Genomic DNA, 18,650 nt, shown 5'->3' with positions numbered 1-18,650 from the left:
TGCTGAATTTCGCAGCAAAAGCAACAGTTGGCAACGGATTCTATGGGACCGCATCGACGATTCGACGGGATCCGATCCAGCGCGAGCGGTCGGCCGCATAGTAGGCGGCGCCGTCGGGACCGGCCGGGCCCTCCCTCCACCGGCGCATTCCGAGCTGCAGCGCGATCTCGGCCGACGCGGCGTTGGCCACGTCGATCTCGGCGGTGATCCGGTGCACGCCGACCACCCCGAACGCGTAGTCGAGCACCGCGCGGGACGCCTCGGCCGCGAGGCCCTGCCCCCAGTGGTCGGGCTCCAGGCTGTAGAGGATCTCCACGTCCACCCCGCGCCAGTCCACACCCTGCCGGTCCACACCGTGCCCGAGGGGGCCCTCGTGGTGGCTGAGGCCGGCCACGCCGACCAGCGGATCGCCCGGCGCCGGGTCGTCGGCGCCGGCGGCCCAGCGGCCGCGGCGCAGCGCCCACAGGCCGTAGCCCTCGCTCGCGAAGTCCCGCTCGCTGGCCTCGATGATCTCGCTGACCTGCACCGGGTTGATCATCTGGTCGTCGAAGAGGTGCCGCCGGACGAGCGGTCCCGTCCAGTGCGTCAGCAGGGCGCGGTGGTCGCGCATCGACACCGGGTGCAGCACGAGCCGCACCGTGCGCAGCACCTCATTCATCGCCGTCCTCCGCGGCGGCCTCGGCGGGCCACTCGGGCGCGGCCTCGCCGTCCGGGACGCCGACCCGGAACACGCGGAGCTGCAGCGCCAGCGCCTTGTAGTAGCCGACGAGGGTGACGAGCTCGACGACGGCGGTGCGGCCGAGCGTCGCGACGGCCTCGGTGAACACGGCGTCGGCGAGGTCGCCCTCGGCGGCGAGCTGCCGCGTCGCCTCGTACACGACGCGTTCGCGGACGTCGGCGAGCATCGGCGCGCGCCCCTCGCGGAGCGCGGCCGTCTCGTCGCCGGTGAGGCCGTGCCGGCGGCCGATCCGCTCGTGCGCGTACCACTCGTAGTCGGACCGGACGCGGGCGGCGACGACCAGCGTCGCGATCTCCCGCTCCCGCTTGGTGAACCCGGTGCGGAACCGCAGCGCGGCACCGAGGTCCTGCAGCGGCAGGCCGACGGACGGGCTGTAGAGCATCGCGTTGAAGGGCCCTTGCAGGCGCCCGATGTCGTCGGCGAGACCGGCGGGCGGCTTGCGGCCGGCGGCGCGGGGGCCGCCGGTCACCGCCTCGTACACGGCTCGCTGCTCGTCGCTGAGGGAACCGGGGAGCAGCAGCGGGAGCCGCGTCGCGGCCGGACCGCGCCGCGGTCGATCGTTGACGTGCTCACCGCTCACGGGGTCGATCACTTACCGCACGCTAGGCGGTCCGCGCGGGCTGCTCAACCCCCCGTCCGGAATGTGAAACCCCTGGCACAGGATGACGTAGCCGCCGCGCAACCGTCCCGCCGGGCCGGGGGCGCTGGGAGGATGGGCCGGTGAGCGGCATCTACGACGACCCCTGGACGTACGAGCTGGCGTGCTCGTTCCGCGACGTGCCGGGCGAGGTGGACGCGCTCCTCGCCTGGTGCGCCGAGCGGGGCGCGGCACCGGCGGCGGTGCTGGAGCTGGCCGCCGGGCCCGCCGAGCACGCCCGCGAGTTCGCCCGCCGGGGCGTGGCCGCGACGGCGCTCGACCTGAACCCGCGAATGTGCGCCTACGCCGCCCGCGCGGCCCGGCGCGACGGCGTCGAGGTGGAGGTCGTCGAAGGCGACATGACCCGGTTCGACCTGGGCCGCCGGTTCGACCTCGTCGTCACCATGCTCGACTCGACGTCCCATCTCATGACGCTCGACGCGTTCGTCGCGCATCTGCGCCGCGCGGCCGCGCACTTGCCTCCCGGCGGCCTCTACATCGTGGAGATGTCCCACCCGCGGGACCGGCTGGGTGACGACCCCAGCGTCAGCACCGGCTGGACGGTCGAGCGGGACGGCGTCCGCGCCACCGTGCGCTGGGGCGAGCCGGCCGACCGGCTGGACCCGGTCACCCAGATCGCCGATGACCACGTCACGATGACCATCACCGGCGACGGCCCCGCCGAAACGGGGGGACGACCTCCCGGCGAAGGCGGTGTGCGGGTCATCCGCGACGTCGTCCCCTACCGGTTCTGGAGCGCCACCGAGCTGGACGCCGCGATCCGGCTGGCGGGCGGTCTCGACGTCGTCGCGCAGTACGGCGACTTCGGGGCCGGCGAGAACGCGGTGGCCCTCACCGACCCCGAAGCCTGGCGCATGATCACGCTGCTGCGCCCGTGCTGAGAAATCCCGTGCTGAGATATGCCGCCCCGGGATATCCCGCGCCGGGATACCCCGTGCCGGGATATCAGGGCGCGGACGTCCAGCCGGGCATCGGGTAGGACGCGAGCAGCTCGCGGACCTGCCCGGCGACCCGGTCGACGACCGCCCCGTCCTGCTTGGCGGTCGCCTGGACGACCTCGTCGATCCAGGCGGCGATCTGCGGCATCTGGTCCTCGCCGACGCCCCGGGTGGTGATCGCGGGGGTGCCGAGCCGCAGCCCCGACGGGTCGAACGGCTTGCGCGGGTCGAACGGGACGGCGTTGTAGTTCAGCTCGATCCCCGCGCGGTCGAGGGCCTGCGCGGCGGGCTTGCCCGCGACGCCCTTGTTCGTCAGGTCGATCAGGATCAGGTGGTTGTCGGTGCCGCCGGAGACCAGGTCGTAGCCGCGGTCCAGCAGCGCGGCGGCCAGCACCTGGGCGTTCGCGACGACCTGCCGCGCGTACCCGCTGAAGCCGGGCTGCGCGGCCTCCTTCAGCGCGACGGCGATCGCGGCGGTCGTGTGGTTGTGCGGGCCGCCCTGCAGGCCGGGGAAGACGGCCTTGTCGATCGCCTTCGCGTGCTCGGCCGTCGACATGACCATCGCGCCGCGCGGGCCGCGCAGCGTCTTGTGCGTGGTCGTGGAGATGACGTCCGCGTGGCCCGCCGGGGACGGGTGGGCGCCGCCCGCGACCAGGCCCGCGATGTGCGCGATGTCGGCGGCGAGGACCGCGCCGGCCTCGCGGGCGATCTCGGCGAACGCCGGGAAGTCGATCGTCCGCGGGATGGCGGTGCCGCCGCACCAGATGAGCTTCGGCCGCTCCCTGAGCGCGAGGTCGCGCACCTGGTCCATGTCGACGCGCCCGGTGTCGGCGCGCACGTCGTACCGGACGGGCCGGAACCACTTGCCGGTGGCCGACACCGACCAGCCGTGCGTGAGGTGGCCGCCCATCGGCAGCGACAGGCCCATCACCGGGTCGCCCGGCTCCAGGAACGCCATGTAGACGGCGAGGTTGGCGGGCGACCCCGAGTACGGCTGGACATTGGCGTGCTCGACGCCGAACAGCCGCTTCGCCCGGTCGATGGCGAGGTGCTCGATCGGGTCGACGTTCTGCTGCCCCTCGTAGTACCGCTTGCCCTCGTAGCCCTCGGAGTACTTGTTGGTGAGGACCGTGCCGGCGGCCTCAAGGACCGCGGCCGACACGTAGTTCTCCGAGGCGATCAGCCGGATCTTCTCGTACTGGCGGCGGGCCTCGGCCTCCACCAGCCCCGCGATCTCGGGGTCCTGGCTCTGCAGGTGGGGTACGGCCGGTTCGTGCATCGCAAGCCTCCGCGCTGTTCGCCGGAGCTTCGGGCGCCCCGGCGTAGGGGACCCGTACACCCAGGCGCGCGGTGTGCGGACTACTCTCGCTCCCCGGTGGTCGTCTCCACCTTGACTGCGCCAGTCGCGTGCGCGCCATCATACCGAGCCGCCGCCTTCCCGCGCTGTATCCGCGCGGGCGGTATCCGTGCGGGCAGTGCTCGCCCGGGCAGTGCCCGCGCGGGAAGCGAGACGACGAACAGGCCGCCCAGCAGGAGCAGCGACCCGGCCGCGACCGGCGCCGACATGCGCTCCCCGAGGACGAGGATCGCGAGTGCCGTGGCCACGAGCGGCTCGGCGAGGCTGAGGGTCCCGGCGGTCGCGGCGGGGACGCGGCCGAGGCCGGTGACGAAGAACATGTACGCGGCGGCGGTCGCGGCGATCCCGAGCCAGGCCACCAGCGCCGCCGGGCGCGGAGCCGCGAGGGAGGGCAGCTCCGCGATCGTCCAGGGCAGCAGGGCCGCTCCCCCGGCCAGCAGCGTCACCGACACCGCGGCGGCCATGCCCACGTCCCGGCCGGTCAGGACCTTGGCCGAGACCGTGTAGACGCCGAAGCACGCCCCGCCGGCGAGGCTGAGCGCGACCCCGGCTGGGTCCACGTGGACGGACGACGCCGGGACCATCAGCAGCGCGACGCCGCCGATCGCGCACGCCGTCCCCGCCCACCAGCGGCGGCTCAGCCGGCCGCCCAGGACGAGGCGTTCGCACAGGCCCGTCGAGACGGGGGCGAGCCCGAACACGACGGCGGTCGCGACGGCGGCGCCGGTCCGGTCGACCGCGCTGAAGAACGAGGCCTGGAAGATCCCGGTGGCGGCGGAGGCGGCCACCAGGGGCGGCCAGGTGCGCCGGGTCAGCGCGCGGAACGCGCGCCGGTTCGTCACGAGGACGAGGGCGGCGAGGATCAGCCCGCCGGAGAAGATCCGGGCGCCGCCGATCGCGACCGGGCTCGCGGACGGCCCGGCCAGCACCTGCGCCGGCCCGACCGTCCCCCAGAGCACACCGGCCGCCAGCACCAGCAGCACACCGGACGGAATGTTTCGTCGGTCCATGGCGCCGACGCTAGAAGGACATGCGGACCAATGCTTGATCAGCCGTTGTTGGTTCGGTAGCAGCGGCCACAGCCGTCATTACTTCGCTGCCGTACCACTGAGGCAGCGGTCAACGGTAGGGAGTTCGGCCTTCCGAACGTCCTTCCGATGGAAGTTCGGACTGCTCCACCGGCTGGACGTAGTCGTACACCACGATGGTGCGGACGTCCACGTACTCCTTGCGGCGGGCCAGCCGGTCGAGCACGAAGTCGCGCAGGTAGGCGGTGCTCGACACCGCCACGTGGACGAGCAGGTCCTCGTTCCCCGTCACGACGAAGACCCCGATCGTCTCGGGCATCGAGGCCATGCTGTCGCGGGCGGACTCGATGGCCTCGCGCGACTGCGGCCGGATCCGGATCGAGATCAGCGCCTGCACGCCGCGCCCGAGCCCCTCCAGGTCGACGGCCGCGTGGAATCCGGTGATGACGCCCCGGGAGCGCAGCGCCCGCGTCCGCTCCAGGGCCGTGGACGGGGCGATCCCCACCGCCTCGGCCAGTTCCCGGTTGGTCTGCCGCCCGTCCCGCTGCAGGCGCCGCAGGATCGCCTGGTCGACCGCGTCCATGTGCTCTCCTCCCGAACCGTCCGCCGGACGCCGAACTCCCGCGCGTGAAACGCGCTCCGGCGTCCGTTCCTCCGAAGATTATTCGACGCGGAACGTGCCCAGCGCCGCCAGGAGCGCGAAGAGGCCGACACCGAGCATGGCCCCGGCCGCACCGGCCTGGCCCAGGTCGAAGAGCCGCCCGACCACCAGGTCGCCCGCGAAGGCGAACATGCCGGAGCAGCCCTCCAGGACGCCGTAGTAGGAGCCGAAGCGCTCCCGCGGGGCATGCCGGGCGGTGCGCTGGAAGACCGCCGGCTGGATGAGGCCGTTCGCCACGCCGTTGAGGACGGCGGCGAGCAGCAGCGGGCCGGGCTGGCCGCCGTCCAGCGCCGCGAGGACGAAGAAGGCCGCCGCCGCGCACGTCAGCCCGAGGCGCAGCACCCACGGCCGCTCGCCCCGGCGCCCGGCCGCGACGAAGGGCTGGACGGCCGCCGCGACCATGGCCAGGACCGAGAAGGACAGTGTCGCCGCCGCGGGCGCGAACCCGAGCAGGGGCACGGCCGTCATGATGTGGCCGGCCAGCAGCGTCGTGGGCGCGGTCAGCAGCGTGAAGTACAGGAACACGCGGTCGCCGAGCACCGTCCGCACGCCCGCGAGGACCGCACGGCCGCCCGCGGGCACACGTTTCCGCGCGGACCGGGGCAGGAGCAGGAACAGGACGCCGGCGACCGTCCAGAGGGCGGCGGCCGTTCCCGTCAGGAGCGCGAACCCCGGTCCTGTGGCGAGGAGGAGAAGACCCATGGGCGGGCCCGCGATCGTCGCGACGTGCTGGGCCACGACATAACCGGCGAAGCCGCCGGATCTGCCGTCCGGTCCGACGGCGGCCAGCAGGCTGTGGACCGAGGGGTTGTAGAGCGCACCGCCCATCGCGAGGGCGACGGACGCGCACAGCAGCCCGCCCACACTCCCGGCGGACCCGAGGATCACGAATCCCAGCGCGCGCAGGACGCAGGAGAGCACCCCGGTCGTGCGCGCGCCGAGCAGGTCGGTGACCGCGCCGACCGGCAGCAGCAGCCCGAACTGCAGGCCCACCCGCACGCCGAGGACCAGCCCGACCGTCCCGGCCGCAAGGCCCAGGTCGTGCCGGAGATGCGCGACCAGGTGCGCCGTCACCGCGAAGAACCCGAGGCACGCGGCGAGCTGGATCGCGACCACCGTCACGACCACGCGGCGGCCGGACGGGCCCGGGGCGGGATCGGCCGGCACGGGAGCGGACGCGGGTGCGGCGACGGTCACGGGCGAGCGCCTAGCCGAGCGTGGAGGCGATCCGCCTCGCGGCCTCGGCGATCACAGCTTCCTCGGGCGGCGTCTCGTCCCCCGGGCGGTCCGACATGACGGTGTCGCGCGGGTCCCCCGGGCGGTCGTCCATGCGCGTGACGGTGTCCCCGAGTTCGCGGCGGTAGGCGGTGAGCCGCGTGGGGCCGCCGATGTCGCGCATCAGCAGGTTGCCGGCCGCGCCGTCGCTGAAGCGGATGGCGGCGTCGCACAGCTGCTCGATGGTCATTCCGGTCGCGATGTGGTCCTTGGTGATCGGCGAGATGGAGTTGACGTCCGCCCGCGTGTAGGTGACGCGCTCGTCCAGATGGCTGAGCGGGTTCCGGTGCGGGACGGCCGCCGCGGCGAGGGTCTTGAAGGTGGAGCAGAGCGCGAAACGCTCGTCCGCACGATATGCGACCGTGGCCCCTGTTCCCGTCAACGGCAGGAGAGCCGCGGCCTTGGGCAAAGCCCGGCGAGACGAGCCGGGCGTCTCGAACGGCACGCGGCGGTACCTGCTTCCCCCTCGGCGGACGACCCGACGGCGCCCAGCAGACCAGAACCGCGCGCGTGACGTCCAATATGGATATCGCTTGCAGATTGATACGCCGTTGCCTATCGAACCTGGTCACACCAGGCGTCGACTCACCCTCCGGTCGCGCGTCGGGCCTCCAGGCCGTCCAGGAGGCAGTCCAGCGCGAACGCGAACCGCCGCTCGCACTCGCGCTCCGCGTCGACGGTCACGGTGGCGGCCATCCGACCGCCGAGCAGGGGATGCTCGGCCGCGACCCGGCGCAGGAACTCGCCCGCCTGCTCCGCCCACTCCGCCGCGTTCGTCCGGTCCATCGCGGCGCGCCAGGAGAGCTCCGACGTCACCGCTCCGATGACGTGGTCGTTGACGGCGGTCAGGGCCGCGTCCAGGTCGGCTCCGGCGAACCCGGCCCGGGACAGGACGGTGAGCCCGGCCTCGCCGAGGGCGAGCGCGTTCGGCCCGAGGTTGGGGGTGCCCGCCAGGTCCGACAGCACCCACGGGTGGCGCAGCAGCATCGCCCGGTTCCGGTGGGCCAGCTGGGCCAGGGCGCCCCGCCAGTCGTCGCGGGACCGCTCCCCCGCGTCGCCGTCGAGGATCTCGCCGAGCACTTCGTCCAAGGCGAGTTCCAGCAGTTCGTCCTTCGAGGTCATGTACCAGTAGAGCGAGCCCGCGGTCACGCCCAGGCCGGACGCCACCCGCCGCATCGACAGGCCGCGGCTCCCCTCCGCGTCGAGGATCTCGACGGCGTACCGGACGATCTGGCGGCGGGTCAGCCGGCGGTCCCGCGGCGGGCGCTCGGGACGCATCCAGACGGAAGGAGAGGGCTCGGGCACGAGCCAACCCTAGCGCTTCCTATACAGTGTTCAATGAAGCTGAACACTGTTCAAGGAGGTGTCGGCGATGGCCGGCGGCGTCAACGTGACCATCTGGGACGAGACCGGCGGGACGGGGCCGCGCGCGATCCTCGTCCACGGGTCGACGAGCTGGGGCGACGACCCGGCCCTCGGGTTCGCGGCGCAGCGCCCGCTCGCCGCCGGGTTCCGCGTCCTGGCGATGGACCGCAGGGGCAACGGCGGCAGCGGGGAGACCGGCTCGGCGGAGTACGCCGGCGACTACCTGGCCGACGCCGACGACATCGCGGACCTGATGGGCGACGGCGCCCATCTCGCCGGGCACTCCTACGGCGCCGTCGGCGTGATGCTGGCGGCCGTGCGGCGGCCCGGCGCCGTGCTGTCGCTCGCACTGATCGAACCGGGCTGCTACCAGGCGGCGGCGGAGGAGCCCGCGGTGGCCGCCGCACTGCGCGCGAACCGGGAGAACACCGCGAAGCTCCCGGCGGACCTGCCCGCGGAAGCCGCCCTGCGGGCGGCGACGGACTCGGTCGGGCTGCCGCCGCTGGAGCCGACCCCGCGGCGGCTGCGCGGTGCGCACACGGCGATGCGCGAGCGGCTCTGCTGGGAGGCGCCGATCCCCGTGGCCGCGCTCGCCGAGGCGGCGTGGCCCAAGCTCGTGATCTCGGGGACCTGGGAGACGGCGCCCGCCCTCTACCGGGAGCGCGGCGGCGAGCCGCTGATGGCGTGCGGCCGGGTCACGGCGCAGCGGATCGGGGCGCGGCATCTCCGGGTTCGCGGAGCGGCGCACTACCCGCATGTGGAGCGTCCCGAAGCCGTGAACGCGGCGCTCGCCGGCCTGTGGGGGGCCTGAAGCCCGGGAGAAGCCAGCCCGGGAAAGGGGCGTGGCCCGGTCCGCTGATCGGGAACCGGGCCACGTGGTGTGCCGATGGGCCGTTAGCGGGCCGCGGCCTCCATGGCCCGCTTGACGGCGGCGCGCTTCTTGCGAAGCTTGGCGAGCGCCTCCTCCAGGATGGCCTCACCGTCCTCGTCGCTGCGCCGCTCCTTCACGTACGCGAGGTGCGTCTTGTAAGGCTCCGTCTTCGGCGGGGCCGGCGGGTTCTCCGAATCCTGCCCGGCGGGGAACCCGCAGCGCGGGCAGTCCCACGTGTCGGGTACCGCGACGTCCGTCGCGAAGCTGGGGCGGGTCTCATGCCGGTTGGCGCAGTAGAAGGTCACCCAGACACGGGGAGCGGCGTCGCCGCGCTCCGCCTCCCCCATCGGACCGGCCCCGACGCGGCTGCCCCGAATCGCGTTGCCACTACCCACGGAATACTCCTCGCTTGGTGTTCCGCCGCCGCCCGTGACCTCCGAGGACGGCGCGGCGCTCGCATGTGTTGAACGGGCGGCTCAGCCGACGCCCTTGTGCTTGAACAGCAGCCCGAGCACGACGATCGAGGCGAACCAGACCACCCCGACCCCGACGGTCAGCCGGTCCAGGTTGCGCTCGACCACCGACGACCCGCCCAGGGACGACGACACGCCGCCGCCGAACATGTCGGACAGTCCGCCGCCCTTGCCCTTGTGCATCAGGACGAGGACCACCATCAGCAGGCTCGTGATGATGAGCACGATGGAAGATGCGATGATCACGTTTCTTCAGCGCCTTGTCTGTAGTTCCAGGTCTGTGGTTCAGGACGGAGGGTCGGGCCGTGCGTTTACCCGTCAGCTACGAAGGGTACGACGAAGTCCCCGCTGGTTCGGCAAGAACCCCCAGTTCAAGCAGAATTGATCAGTTTTGATCAGACGAGCAGATCCCGGTACCGGCAGATTTTGACGAACTCTCCCGGGTCCAGGCTGGCACCACCGACCAAGGCGCCGTCCACATCGTCCTGCGCCATGATCCCGGCGATGTTGCCGCCCTTGACCGAACCGCCATACAGGATACGCACCTCGTCGGCCACTCCGCCGTCGTACAGCTCGGCGAGCCGCGTCCGGATGGCGGCGCAGACCTCCTGCGCGTCCTGCGGGGTGGCGACCTCGCCGGTGCCGATCGCCCAGACGGGCTCGTAGGCGATCACGGTCCGCCGGACCTGCTCGGCCGTGATCTTCTCCAGCCCGCCGTCCAGCTGCGTGATGCAGTGCTGCACGTGCCCGGCGGCCTTGCGGACCTCCAGGCCCTCGCCGATGCAGAGGATCGGGGTGATGTCGGCGGCGAGCGCGGCCTTGGCCTTGGCGTTGACGAGCGCGTCGTCCTCCGCGTGGTACTGGCGGCGCTCGGAGTGCCCGACCACGGCGTAGGTGCAGCCGAGCTTGGCCAGCATCGCCGCGGAGATCTCGCCGGTGTAGGCGCCGGAGGCGTGCTGGGAGACGTCCTGCGCACCGAACTGGATCCCGTACTTGTCGGCCTTGATCAGGCTTTCCACCGACCGGATCGCGGTGAACGGCGGGAGCACGGCTACGTCGACGGCGGCGTAGTCGGCGTCCTTCAGCGCGAACGCCATCTTCTGGACGAGTGAGATCGCCTCGAAGTGGGTGTTGTTCATCTTCCAGTTGCCGGCCATCAGCGGCTTGCGGCCGCTCTGCTTGCCGGACGGGGTCGCGGGGGCCATCGGTCAGTCCTCCAGAGCCTGCAGGCCGGGCAGCGTCTTGCCTTCGAGGTATTCGAGGCTGGCGCCGCCGCCGGTCGAGATGTGGGAGAAGGCGGCCTCGTCGAAGCCGAGCTGCCGGACGGCCGCGGCCGAGTCGCCGCCGCCGACCACGGTGAACGCGCCGGAGTCGAGGAGGCCCTGCGCGACGGCGCGGGTGCCGTGCGAGTACGGCTCCATCTCGAACACGCCCATGGGGCCGTTCCAGAACACCGTCCGGGCGTCGGCGAGCCGCGCGGCGAAGAGCTTGCCGGACTCGGGGCCGATGTCCAGGCCGAGCCGGTCGGCCGGGATCGCGTCCGCGGCGACCACGGTGTGGTCGGCGTCGGCCGCGAAGGCGGTGGCCGCGACGATGTCGACGGGCAGCACGAACTCCACGCCCGACTCCTGCGCCCGCCGCAGGTAGTCGCGGACGGTGCCGAGCTGGTCCTCTTCGAGGAGGCTCTTGCCGACCTCGTGGCCCTGGGCCTTGAGGAAGGTGAACACCATGCCGCCGCCGATCAGGATGCGGTCGGCCCTGCCGAGCAGGTTGTCGATCACCCCGAGCTTGTCGGACACCTTGGAGCCGCCGAGGGCGACCGCGTAGGGGCGCTCGACGTCCTCGGTGAGCCGCTTGAGCACCTCGACCTCGGCGGCGATCAGCCCGCCGGCGGCGTGCGGCAGCCGCTTCGGGACGTCGTAGACGGAGGCGTGCTTGCGGTGCACGGCGCCGAAACCGTCCCCGACGTAGAGGTCGGCGAGGGCGGCCAACTCGTCGGCCAGCGCACCGCGCTCGGCGTCGTCCTTGCTGGTCTCGCCCGGCTCGAAGCGCAGGTTCTCCAGCAGCGCCACGCCGCCGTCGGCCAGTCCCTCCGCCGCGGCGCGGGCGGAGTCGCCGACGACGTCGCCCGCGAACGCCACCTCCGTGCCCAGCAGCTCGCCCAGCCGCGCGGCGACCGGCGCCAGCGAGAACTCGGGCTTGACCTCCCCCTTGGGGCGGCCGAGGTGGGCGCAGACGATGACCTTGGCGCCGCGGGCGCGGAGCGCCTCGATCGTCGGCAGGCTGGCCCGGATCCGCCCGTCGTCGGTGATCCCCATCATTGTGGGGGGGCGACCCCCCACACCCCCCGGCAGGGCGCCTGAGTCCTGCAGCGGGACGTTCAGGTCGGCCCGGACGAGGACGCGCCGTCCGGCCACGTCGAGATCGTCAATGGTGCGCATCGGGATGCGATGTCCTTCCCCGTACACGGCCGCGCCGTGGCCGCGCGTCACGCACGGCCACGGCGGTGGCGGGCTTCGGTCAGAGCTGCGAGCCGACGAGCTTGACGAGGTCGACGAGCCGGTTGGAGTAGCCCCACTCGTTGTCGTACCAGCCGATGACCTTGACCTGCTTGCCCAGGGCGAGGGTCAGCCCGGAGTCGAAGATGCAGGACGCCGGGTCGGTGACGATGTCGCTGGAGACGATCGGGTCCTCGGTGTAGCTGAGGTAGCCCTTCAGCGGGCCGCTCTCGGCGGCGGCCCTGAACGCCTCGTTGACCTCCTCGGCAGTGACCTCGCGGGACAGCGTGGCGGTGAGGTCGGTGGCCGAGCCGGTCGGCACCGGCACGCGCAGCGCGTAACCGGTCAGCTTGCCGTTCAGCTCCGGCAGCACCAGGCCGATGGCCTTGGCCGCGCCGGAGGACGCCGGCACGACGTTCAGCGCGGCGGCGCGGGCGCGGCGCAGGTCCTTGTGCGGGGCGTCCTGCAGGTTCTGGTCCTGCGTGTAGGCGTGGATCGTCGTCATCAGGCCGTTCTCGATGCCGAAGGCGTCGTTGAGGACCTTCGCCAGCGGGGCCAGGCAGTTGGTGGTGCAGGATGCGTTGGAGATGACCGTGTGCGCGGCCGGGTCGTACTCGCCGTCGTTGACGCCGAGGACGACGGTGACGTCCTCGTTCTTGGCCGGCGCGGAAATGATCACCTTCTTGGCGCCGTTGTCGGCGTGCACCTTGGCCTTGGTCGCGTCGGTGAAGAAGCCGGTCGACTCCACGACGATGTCGGCGCCGACGTCGCTCCACTTGAGGTTGGCGGGGTCGCGCTCCTCGAACGCCTTGATCGCCTTGCCACCCACGACAATCTCGTCCGCGGTGGCGCGCACGTCCTCGGGGAAACGGCCGAGGATGCTGTCGTACTTCAGCAACTGGGCGAGGGTGGCGTTGTCCGTCAGATCGTTGACCGCAACGACGTCGATGTCGGCCCCGGACGCCTTCACCGCACGGTAGAAGTTGCGGCCGATCCGGCCGAACCCGTTGATGCCTACTCGGATGGTCACGGAACGGCTCTCCTCGTACGTCGTATCGCCCGGCCTCGGCCGGACTGTTAACTACGGTCGGATCCGGGGTTCTCCCCCACCTCCCGACCCTATCCAATGACCCACGAGTAGCCGGACACCGGTTTCGTGGGAAATCCCGGGTGAGCCCGCGTTCCCCCGGCCGGGGGATTGCCCGCGCCCGGCCCCTTCCACGGCACCGGACGATCATCACTACACTCGCGGTCCATGTGGCGCGGGCGGTTCGTCCTGTTGGTGGGGCTTGCGGGGTTCATGGTGCTGGGCTGCCCTGCCGCCTCGGCGACGCCCATGGAGCGCGTCGAACCGGTGAGCCGGGCCGACCACATCGCCGCCGCGCTCGCCCGCGATCCCGTGTACGTCACGGATCACGCCCCGCGGTCGCTGCCCCCGGACGCCGCCGCGCGGATCAAGGCGTCCATCGCGCGGCTCGGCGTCCCCGCGTACGTTGCGGTGACGCCCACCGTGGGCATCGGGCAGGAGAACCCCGCCGACTCGCTCGTGCCGCTGCTCCGCGACCGGCTGCGCAAGGACGGCGTCTACCTCGTGGTCGACCCGTCCGGCGGCCACGGGGAGGCGCGGCAGTTCGGCGGGTCCCGGCGGCTCCCGGTGGACGACGCCTGGTCGGCCGCGGACTTCGAGCTGCCCTACGACGCGACCGCGCCCGAGATGATCGAGCGGTTCGTGGAGATCGCCCTGTCCGGGCACGCCCGCGAGCGCCGCGACCATCCCCATCCGGAGCCCAAGTCGAAGCTCCGCGAGGCGCTGGACGCCGACGACGCGGCGGACCGGCGCGCCGCCCACATCGAGTGGGGCCTGTTCGGCGGCGGCGCCGTGCTCAGCGGCGGCACGATCCTCGGCCTGCTGATCTGGCGCCGCGTCCGCAGTCCAAAGCCCCGGCGGAAACCGACCGTGAAGGCACGCACCAAGAAGGTGCAGGCGAAGCGGAAACAGCGGCTATCGAAGCAAAAGGGGCGCCGATGAGACGGCTCCGCGCCCCGGCGCTGCTCGCGGCCCTGGTCCTCGCCGCGCTCACCGCATGGCCGGGGTCCGCCGCGGCCGATCCGCCACCGTACGCCTACCACCGGATCGACCGGATCACCGCCGCGCTCGCCAAGGACCCGCTGTTCGTCGACCCGGACGTGGGGCAGGCTCTCGGCGAGCCGGACCGGGGCCGCCTCCGCGCCGCCCTCGCCGGGACCGCGAAGCGGATCGGCACACCGGCGTACGTCGTGGTGATCCCGAACCCGAACGACTCGGAGTCGCAGGGCCAGGACGACGCGTTCCTGTTCATGCTGCACGACCGCTCCGGCCGGGACGGGCTCTACCTCATGGTCAACTCGCGCGGCCAGATGGAGTCCGAGGCGTTCGACGTGCCCCGCCGCCTCCCCTACTCCACCCTGGAAGACGACCTTCCGGGCAGCAGCCGGCCCGCCGACCCGGAGCATCCCTTCACTGGGCTCGCCGACCGGGTCGTCCAGCGGCTGGAAGGCTACGCCGCCGCGCCATCGGCGTCGCCGGAGACCCCGACCCTGTACTCCTCCCCCGACCCGTTCGGCGAGGAGACCAAGCAGACCCCGGCCGATCCGGAGATCCAGGCGCCGCTCCTGACCGGTCTCCTCCTCGCCGGGCCGGTCGGGGCCCTCGTCCTGTACTGGCTGGGCATCGGCGTCCTCGCCCTCCTCGGGCGCGGGCGGCGCGGCGAGAAGGCGAGGGGGAAGCCGAAGGCCGAGGTGCACCGCTGGGCGCCCACCAAGCCGAGCATGCGCTGGCTGCGCCGCCACGCCGCGAAGGAGCTGGAGCGGCTCCGGCCCCTCCTCGCCACGGCGGAGGCGGAGCAGGGACGCGACTACGCCGTCTCCGCCTACGACGCCGCCCAGATCCTCTACGACGACGCCAAGCAGGACGAGGACAAGGCGACCGACCTGGTCGGCGCGATCGTCCTGGCCCGCCAGGGCCGCATCGCGATCACCCGGAACCTCGCGGCGCCGCCCGCGCCCTGCCTGGTCAACCCGCTGCACGGCGAGTCGGTCGTGAGCCGACGCGTCCCGAAGCTGGCCGAGCACGACCTGCCGAAGCAGTGTCCCCTCTGCGAGGCCTGCCGCCTCTCCCAGAAGCGCAACGGGCTCACCGAGGGGCACCTCCTCAAGGTCCGCACCCCGGACGGCGACCGCCCGCACACCCTCGTCCCCGGCGTGTGGCGCGACACGGCGTGGGGCGGCCGCGGCAAGGACTTCCTCCCCCGTGTGATGAGGTATCTCGGTGTTGAATGACGCGGTGTTGAATGAACCGTCGCCCGGCGAACGGCTGGCCGCCGCCCTCCGCCGCTCCCCCCTCTACGTCGACTCGTCGCTGGCGTCCGCGCTTCCGGCGGCGGAGCGGCGGCGGCTCCTCGGCAAGCTGAAAAAGGCGCCCGCGCCCGTCTTCATCGTCCTGGTCCCGCTGGTCAAGGGCGGCACCTGGACGGACGCCGAGCAGCTCGCCACCGTCGTCCACGACCGGCTGGGCCGCGACGGCATCTTCATCACCTTCGACGACGACACCGACGGCCTGTCCGGACGCGAATGGGGCGGTGACCACCACGCCCTCGACGCCGCCGGGGCGGTCAACATCGACCGCACCCTGCGCGAGGCGCCGCTGGCGGCCAAGCTCTCCCGCGTCGCCGACCTGCTCATCTCGGGCACCGCCGAGCAGGAGTACGACCGCCTCTCCGACGAACTCAGCGAGCGGGTCAACGCGCGCAAGACCACCTCACCCGACGGCACCCCGAAAGCCAACGGCTCAGAGCAGGACGACGGCGGCCTGGCCTGGGCCCTCGGCGCGGGCGCGGCGGGCGTGGCCGTCGTGGGCGCAGCCGGGTTCCTCCTCTGGCGGCGGCGCCGGATGGCGTCCGTCCGCCGCGAGGGCCACGGCCTGCTGATGCCCCGCACGGTGTTCGCCACGGCGAGCCGCGCCACCGAGGACCAGCTCCGCGAGCAGGCGTCCCGCGAGGTCATCGCGTTCGGCGAGCTGCTGGACGAGACCTCCGTCCCCACCACCGGCGAGCGCACCCGCACGCTGATGGCCCGCGCCCTGGACGCCTACCAGGCCGCCGGCAAGACCCTCGACGCGGCCCGGGGCGCCCCCGACCTGGCCGGCGTCCTCGTCGTCCTCGACCAGGGCCGGGACGCCCTCGCCTCCGCGCAGGCCGTTGCGGACGGCAAGCCGGAGATCCCGCCGGTCCCCCTCTGCTTCTTCAACCCCCTGCACGGCGACGCGACGAACAAGCTCGACTGGCGCCCCCTGGGCTCCCGCAAGCGCCTCCGCGTCCAGACGTGCCGCCCCTGCGCCCGCGCGGCCCGCGACAAGCAGACCCCCGACGTCCTCACCGACCACCGCGACGGCCGCGAAGTCCCCTACTACGAGGCCGACCCGACCCAAAGCGTCTGGGCCGAAACCGGCTACGGCCAACTACGCGAAGACCTGATCCCCCGAATCCTAAGAGGCGACTAGCCCACGCCGAGCCCTCTTGGGTCTGGACCTCAGGCGGCGGTCACGGGCAGGCACGCGGAGCGAGCGCAGCGAGCGGAGCGGGCATGCCCGACGACGCAGGCGACCGGAGCGACGCCGCACAAGGCGCAAGAGGCACAGAGACCGAAACGGCGGCGTGAGGATCGCCTGCGTCGCAACGGGGGGTTTGGGGGGTCGCCCCCCCAGTAAACTACGGCGCCAGCATGTCGGCCGTCAGGTTGGCGTCGGTGCCGGGGATGCCCTGGTCGCCGGCGCGTTTGTCGGCCATGGCGAGGAGGCGGCGGATGCGGCCGGCGATGGCGTCCTTGGTGAGGGCCGGGTCGGCGAGCTGGCCGAGTTCCTCCAGGGACGCCTGCTTGTGCTCCAGGCGGAGGCGGCCGGCGCTGACGAGGTGCTCGGGGGCGTCGTCGCCGAGGATCTCCAGGGCGCGGGCGACGCGGGCGCCGGCGGCGACGGCGGCGCGGGCGGAGCGGCGGAGGTTGGCGTCGTCGAAGTTGGCGAGCCGGTTGGCGGTGGCGCGGACTTCGCGGCGCATCCGGCGCTCTTCCCAGGCGAGGACGCTGTCGTGCGCGCCGAGCCGGGTGAGCAGGGCGCTGATCGCGTCGCCGTCGCGGACGACGACGCGGTCGACGCCGCGGACCTCGCGGGCCTTGGCGTGGATCTTGAGGCGGCGGGCGGCGCCGACGAGGGCGAGCGCGGCCTCGGGGCCGGGGCAGGTCACTTCGAGGGACATGGAGCGGCCGGGTTCGGTGAGCGAGCCGTGCGCGAGGAACGCGCCGCGCCAGGCGGACTCGGCGTCACAGGCCGCCCCCGCGACCACATGCCGGGGGAGGCCGCGGACGGGCCGGCCGTTGTTGTCGACGAGGCCGGTCTGCCGGGCGAGCGACTCGCCCTCCCGGAAGACGCGGACGACGTAGCGGTTGCCCTTGCGCAGGCCGCTGGCCGCGAGCACGACGACCTCGGAGGTGTGCCCGAACACCTCGGAGATGTCCTTGATCAGGCGCCGGGCGGCCACGCCGGTGTCGATCTCGGCCTCGATCACGATGCGCCCGCTGACCAGGTGCAGGCCTCCCGCGAAGCGCAGCAGCGTCGAGACCTCGGCTTTGCGGCAGCACGGTTTCAGTATCGTGAGCCTGCTCAGCTCGTCCTTGACCAGACCGGTCATCGCCATCTGATGAACCCTCCCCCTATCGGACTTCCAGCAGTCTGGCCGATGACGGCCGCGCCGGTCGTCACTCAGCGAATATCTGTACGAAGGCTTGGGCCAGACGGGCGGGTTCATGACGCGGCGATCCGTCGGCGGCGGCGACGCCGGCGAGGACGAGGCGTCCGCCGAGGTCCTGGACGGCCTTGTCGAGCGCCGCCGGGTCGTCCACCACCGCGCGGTCGGCGAGGACGACGTCCACGCTCAGGTCCGGTGCGTGCGCCTGCAGGACCTCCAGGTGCCGCTGCGGCGAGAAGTCGTCGGTCTCGCCGGGCTGCGGCGCGAGGTTGAGCGCGACGACGCGGCGGGCGCGGGAGGTGGTGAGGGCGCGGGCCAGCGCGGGGACCTTGAGGTGCGGCAGGACGCTGGTGAACCAGGAGCCGGGGCCGAACACGATCCAGTCGGCCTCGTCAACGGCGGCGAGGGCCTCGGGGCAGGCGGGCGGGTCGGCGGGCACGAGCGACACCCCGAGGACGGCGCCGGGCGTCTTCGCGCAGGCGGCCTGCCCCTTGACGTGGGTGATCTCGTCGGGGCGGGCCGGGTCGGCGCCGCGCACCTCGGCGACGATGTCCATCGGGACGGCCGCCATCGGCAGGACGCGGCCGTGCGCACCGAGCAGCCGGCCGACCCAGTCGAGCCCGGCGACGGTGGAGCCGGGCGCGGAGGTGCCGCCGAGCAGTTCCCACAGCGCGACGATGAGGAGGTTGCCGACGGCGTGGTCTTGCAGGTCGCCCTCGCTGCGGAAGCGGTGCTGGACGACGTCCCGCCAGGTCTGGCCCCATTCGTCGTCGCCGCAGAGGGCGGCGAGCGCCATCCGGAGGTCGCCGGGCGGCAGCACGCCGAGTTCGCGGCGGAGCCGGCCGCTGGAGCCGCCGTCGTCGGCGACGGTGACGACGGCGGTCAGCCGGTCGGTGACCCGGCGCAGCGCGGACAGCGAGGCGTAGAGGCCGTGGCCCCCGCCGAGCGCGACGACCTTCGGACCCGCCTTCGGGCCAGGGGGCTTCACCGTGCCGTGTCTCTCCTTGTCC

The 18,650-nt window shown here is 73.0% G+C and carries 18 protein-coding genes, 2 pseudogenes and 1 riboswitch; of the genes and pseudogenes, 5 read left to right on the top strand and 15 right to left on the bottom strand.

Annotated elements, in window-relative coordinates; all coding sequences use genetic code 11:
- Positions 1 to 40: 40 nt before the first annotated feature.
- Both E1293_RS00900 and E1293_RS00895 read right to left on the bottom strand, forming a co-directional pair.
- Positions 41 to 658 (bottom strand): GNAT family N-acetyltransferase, encoded by a 618-nt coding sequence (locus E1293_RS00900; RefSeq protein ID WP_132192711.1) that lies wholly within the window; start codon positions 656 to 658, stop codon positions 41 to 43.
- Positions 651 to 1,331 (bottom strand): carboxymuconolactone decarboxylase family protein, encoded by a 681-nt coding sequence (locus tag E1293_RS00895; RefSeq protein ID WP_132192709.1) that lies wholly within the window; start codon positions 1,329 to 1,331, stop codon positions 651 to 653. Before E1293_RS00895 ends, E1293_RS00900 begins: the two co-directional genes overlap by 8 nt.
- 128 nt (positions 1,332 to 1,459) lie before the next feature.
- Here E1293_RS00895 and E1293_RS00890 point away from each other — a divergent pair, with 128 nt between their 5' ends.
- A complete protein-coding gene (locus tag E1293_RS00890; protein ID WP_132192707.1) occupies positions 1,460 to 2,278 on the top strand; it encodes a class I SAM-dependent methyltransferase in 819 nt (272 codons plus the stop codon).
- 64 nt (positions 2,279 to 2,342) lie between these two features.
- Here E1293_RS00890 and E1293_RS00885 read toward each other — a convergent pair whose 3' ends face one another.
- From E1293_RS00885 to E1293_RS00860, 6 genes and pseudogenes are all read right to left on the bottom strand, one after another.
- Positions 2,343 to 3,614 carry a serine hydroxymethyltransferase gene (locus E1293_RS00885; RefSeq protein ID WP_132192705.1) on the bottom strand — a complete coding sequence of 424 codons (1,272 nt, stop codon included), beginning with the start codon at positions 3,612 to 3,614 and terminating at the stop codon, positions 2,343 to 2,345.
- A gap of 51 nt (positions 3,615 to 3,665) precedes the next feature.
- Positions 3,666 to 3,752: riboswitch (ZMP/ZTP riboswitch) on the bottom strand.
- A 149-nt stretch (positions 3,753 to 3,901) separates the two neighbouring features.
- A pseudogene (locus tag E1293_RS50615) lies at positions 3,902 to 4,702 on the bottom strand (DMT family transporter); the annotation flags it as partial.
- Between the two features lie 109 nt (positions 4,703 to 4,811).
- Positions 4,812 to 5,303: an Lrp/AsnC family transcriptional regulator gene (locus E1293_RS00875; protein WP_132192701.1), complete on the bottom strand. Its 492-nt coding sequence runs from the start codon at positions 5,301 to 5,303 to the stop codon at positions 4,812 to 4,814.
- 78 nt (positions 5,304 to 5,381) lie between these two features.
- A complete protein-coding gene (locus tag E1293_RS00870) occupies positions 5,382 to 6,578 on the bottom strand; it encodes an MFS transporter (protein ID WP_132192699.1) in 1,197 nt (398 codons plus the stop codon).
- Positions 6,579 to 6,588: 10 nt separating this feature from the next.
- Positions 6,589 to 7,074: pseudogene (locus E1293_RS00865) on the bottom strand (serine hydrolase); the annotation flags it as partial.
- Positions 7,075 to 7,241: 167 nt separating this feature from the next.
- The gene (locus E1293_RS00860; protein WP_132192695.1) at positions 7,242 to 7,961 is read right to left on the bottom strand and encodes a TetR/AcrR family transcriptional regulator; all 720 of its coding nucleotides are present in this window, start codon (positions 7,959 to 7,961) and stop codon (positions 7,242 to 7,244) included.
- 67 nt (positions 7,962 to 8,028) lie between these two features.
- Here E1293_RS00860 and E1293_RS00855 point away from each other — a divergent pair, with 67 nt between their 5' ends.
- Positions 8,029 to 8,832: an alpha/beta fold hydrolase gene (locus E1293_RS00855; protein WP_132192693.1), complete on the top strand. Its 804-nt coding sequence runs from the start codon at positions 8,029 to 8,031 to the stop codon at positions 8,830 to 8,832.
- 83 nt (positions 8,833 to 8,915) lie between these two features.
- Here the strand turns inward: E1293_RS00855 and E1293_RS00850 are convergent, their stop codons facing one another.
- The 5 genes from E1293_RS00850 to gap form a co-directional block, all read right to left on the bottom strand.
- Positions 8,916 to 9,287, bottom strand: a complete 372-nt coding sequence (locus E1293_RS00850) for an RNA polymerase-binding protein RbpA (protein ID WP_132192691.1) — start codon at positions 9,285 to 9,287, stop codon at positions 8,916 to 8,918.
- A gap of 81 nt (positions 9,288 to 9,368) precedes the next feature.
- Positions 9,369 to 9,611 (bottom strand): preprotein translocase subunit SecG, encoded by a 243-nt coding sequence (secG, locus tag E1293_RS00845; RefSeq protein WP_132192689.1) that lies wholly within the window; start codon positions 9,609 to 9,611, stop codon positions 9,369 to 9,371.
- 149 nt (positions 9,612 to 9,760) lie between these two features.
- Positions 9,761 to 10,570: a triose-phosphate isomerase gene (gene tpiA, locus E1293_RS00840; RefSeq protein WP_132192687.1), complete on the bottom strand. Its 810-nt coding sequence runs from the start codon at positions 10,568 to 10,570 to the stop codon at positions 9,761 to 9,763.
- A gap of 3 nt (positions 10,571 to 10,573) precedes the next feature.
- Complete coding sequence (locus E1293_RS00835; protein WP_132192685.1) at positions 10,574 to 11,806, bottom strand: phosphoglycerate kinase; 1,233 nt, start codon at positions 11,804 to 11,806, stop codon at positions 10,574 to 10,576.
- A 79-nt stretch (positions 11,807 to 11,885) separates the two neighbouring features.
- A complete protein-coding gene (gap, locus tag E1293_RS00830; protein ID WP_132192683.1) occupies positions 11,886 to 12,893 on the bottom strand; it encodes a type I glyceraldehyde-3-phosphate dehydrogenase in 1,008 nt (335 codons plus the stop codon).
- A gap of 225 nt (positions 12,894 to 13,118) precedes the next feature.
- Here gap and E1293_RS00825 point away from each other — a divergent pair, with 225 nt between their 5' ends.
- Genes E1293_RS00825 through E1293_RS50100 form a run of 3 tightly spaced genes read left to right on the top strand, consistent with a single transcriptional unit; the run spans position 13,119 to position 16,400 of the window.
- Complete coding sequence (locus tag E1293_RS00825; protein WP_132192681.1) at positions 13,119 to 13,892, top strand: hypothetical protein; 774 nt, start codon at positions 13,119 to 13,121, stop codon at positions 13,890 to 13,892.
- The gene (locus E1293_RS00820; protein ID WP_132192679.1) at positions 13,889 to 15,181 is read left to right on the top strand and encodes a hypothetical protein; all 1,293 of its coding nucleotides are present in this window, start codon (positions 13,889 to 13,891) and stop codon (positions 15,179 to 15,181) included. The genes E1293_RS00825 and E1293_RS00820 overlap by 4 nt, the downstream gene beginning before the upstream one ends.
- A gap of 4 nt (positions 15,182 to 15,185) precedes the next feature.
- The gene (locus tag E1293_RS50100; RefSeq protein ID WP_132192677.1) at positions 15,186 to 16,400 is read left to right on the top strand and encodes a hypothetical protein; all 1,215 of its coding nucleotides are present in this window, start codon (positions 15,186 to 15,188) and stop codon (positions 16,398 to 16,400) included.
- 208 nt (positions 16,401 to 16,608) lie between these two features.
- On the opposite strand, the gene whiA is transcribed toward E1293_RS50100, so the two are convergent.
- Both whiA and E1293_RS00805 read right to left on the bottom strand, forming a co-directional pair.
- Complete coding sequence (gene whiA / locus E1293_RS00810; protein WP_132192675.1) at positions 16,609 to 17,589, bottom strand: DNA-binding protein WhiA; 981 nt, start codon at positions 17,587 to 17,589, stop codon at positions 16,609 to 16,611.
- A gap of 61 nt (positions 17,590 to 17,650) precedes the next feature.
- Positions 17,651 to 18,628, bottom strand: a complete 978-nt coding sequence (locus tag E1293_RS00805) for a gluconeogenesis factor YvcK family protein (protein ID WP_132192673.1) — start codon at positions 18,626 to 18,628, stop codon at positions 17,651 to 17,653.
- Positions 18,629 to 18,650: the final 22 nt, after the last annotated feature.

It is taken from the genome of Actinomadura darangshiensis (assembly GCF_004349235.1).
GTDB lineage: Bacteria > Actinomycetota > Actinomycetes > Streptosporangiales > Streptosporangiaceae > Spirillospora > Spirillospora darangshiensis.
This window is presented reverse-complemented; position numbering and strand designations above follow the sequence as displayed.

What these genes read in the sequence shown, in the direction of transcription:
- E1293_RS00900 (WP_132192711.1), bottom strand. Translation starts at nt 658, where the DNA reads ATGAATGAGGTGCTGCGCACGGTGCGGCTCGTGCTGCACCCGGTGTCG.
- E1293_RS00885 (WP_132192705.1), bottom strand. Translation starts at nt 3,614, where the DNA reads ATGCACGAACCGGCCGTACCCCACCTGCAGAGCCAGGACCCCGAGATC.
- E1293_RS00875 (WP_132192701.1), bottom strand. Translation starts at nt 5,303, where the DNA reads ATGGACGCGGTCGACCAGGCGATCCTGCGGCGCCTGCAGCGGGACGGG.
- E1293_RS00855 (WP_132192693.1), top strand. Translation starts at nt 8,029, where the DNA reads ATGGCCGGCGGCGTCAACGTGACCATCTGGGACGAGACCGGCGGGACG.
- tpiA (WP_132192687.1), bottom strand. Translation starts at nt 10,570, where the DNA reads ATGGCCCCCGCGACCCCGTCCGGCAAGCAGAGCGGCCGCAAGCCGCTG.
- E1293_RS00835 (WP_132192685.1), bottom strand. Translation starts at nt 11,806, where the DNA reads ATGCGCACCATTGACGATCTCGACGTGGCCGGACGGCGCGTCCTCGTC.
- E1293_RS00825 (WP_132192681.1), top strand. Translation starts at nt 13,119, where the DNA reads ATGTGGCGCGGGCGGTTCGTCCTGTTGGTGGGGCTTGCGGGGTTCATG.
- E1293_RS00820 (WP_132192679.1), top strand. Translation starts at nt 13,889, where the DNA reads ATGAGACGGCTCCGCGCCCCGGCGCTGCTCGCGGCCCTGGTCCTCGCC.
- whiA (WP_132192675.1), bottom strand. Translation starts at nt 17,589, where the DNA reads ATGGCGATGACCGGTCTGGTCAAGGACGAGCTGAGCAGGCTCACGATA.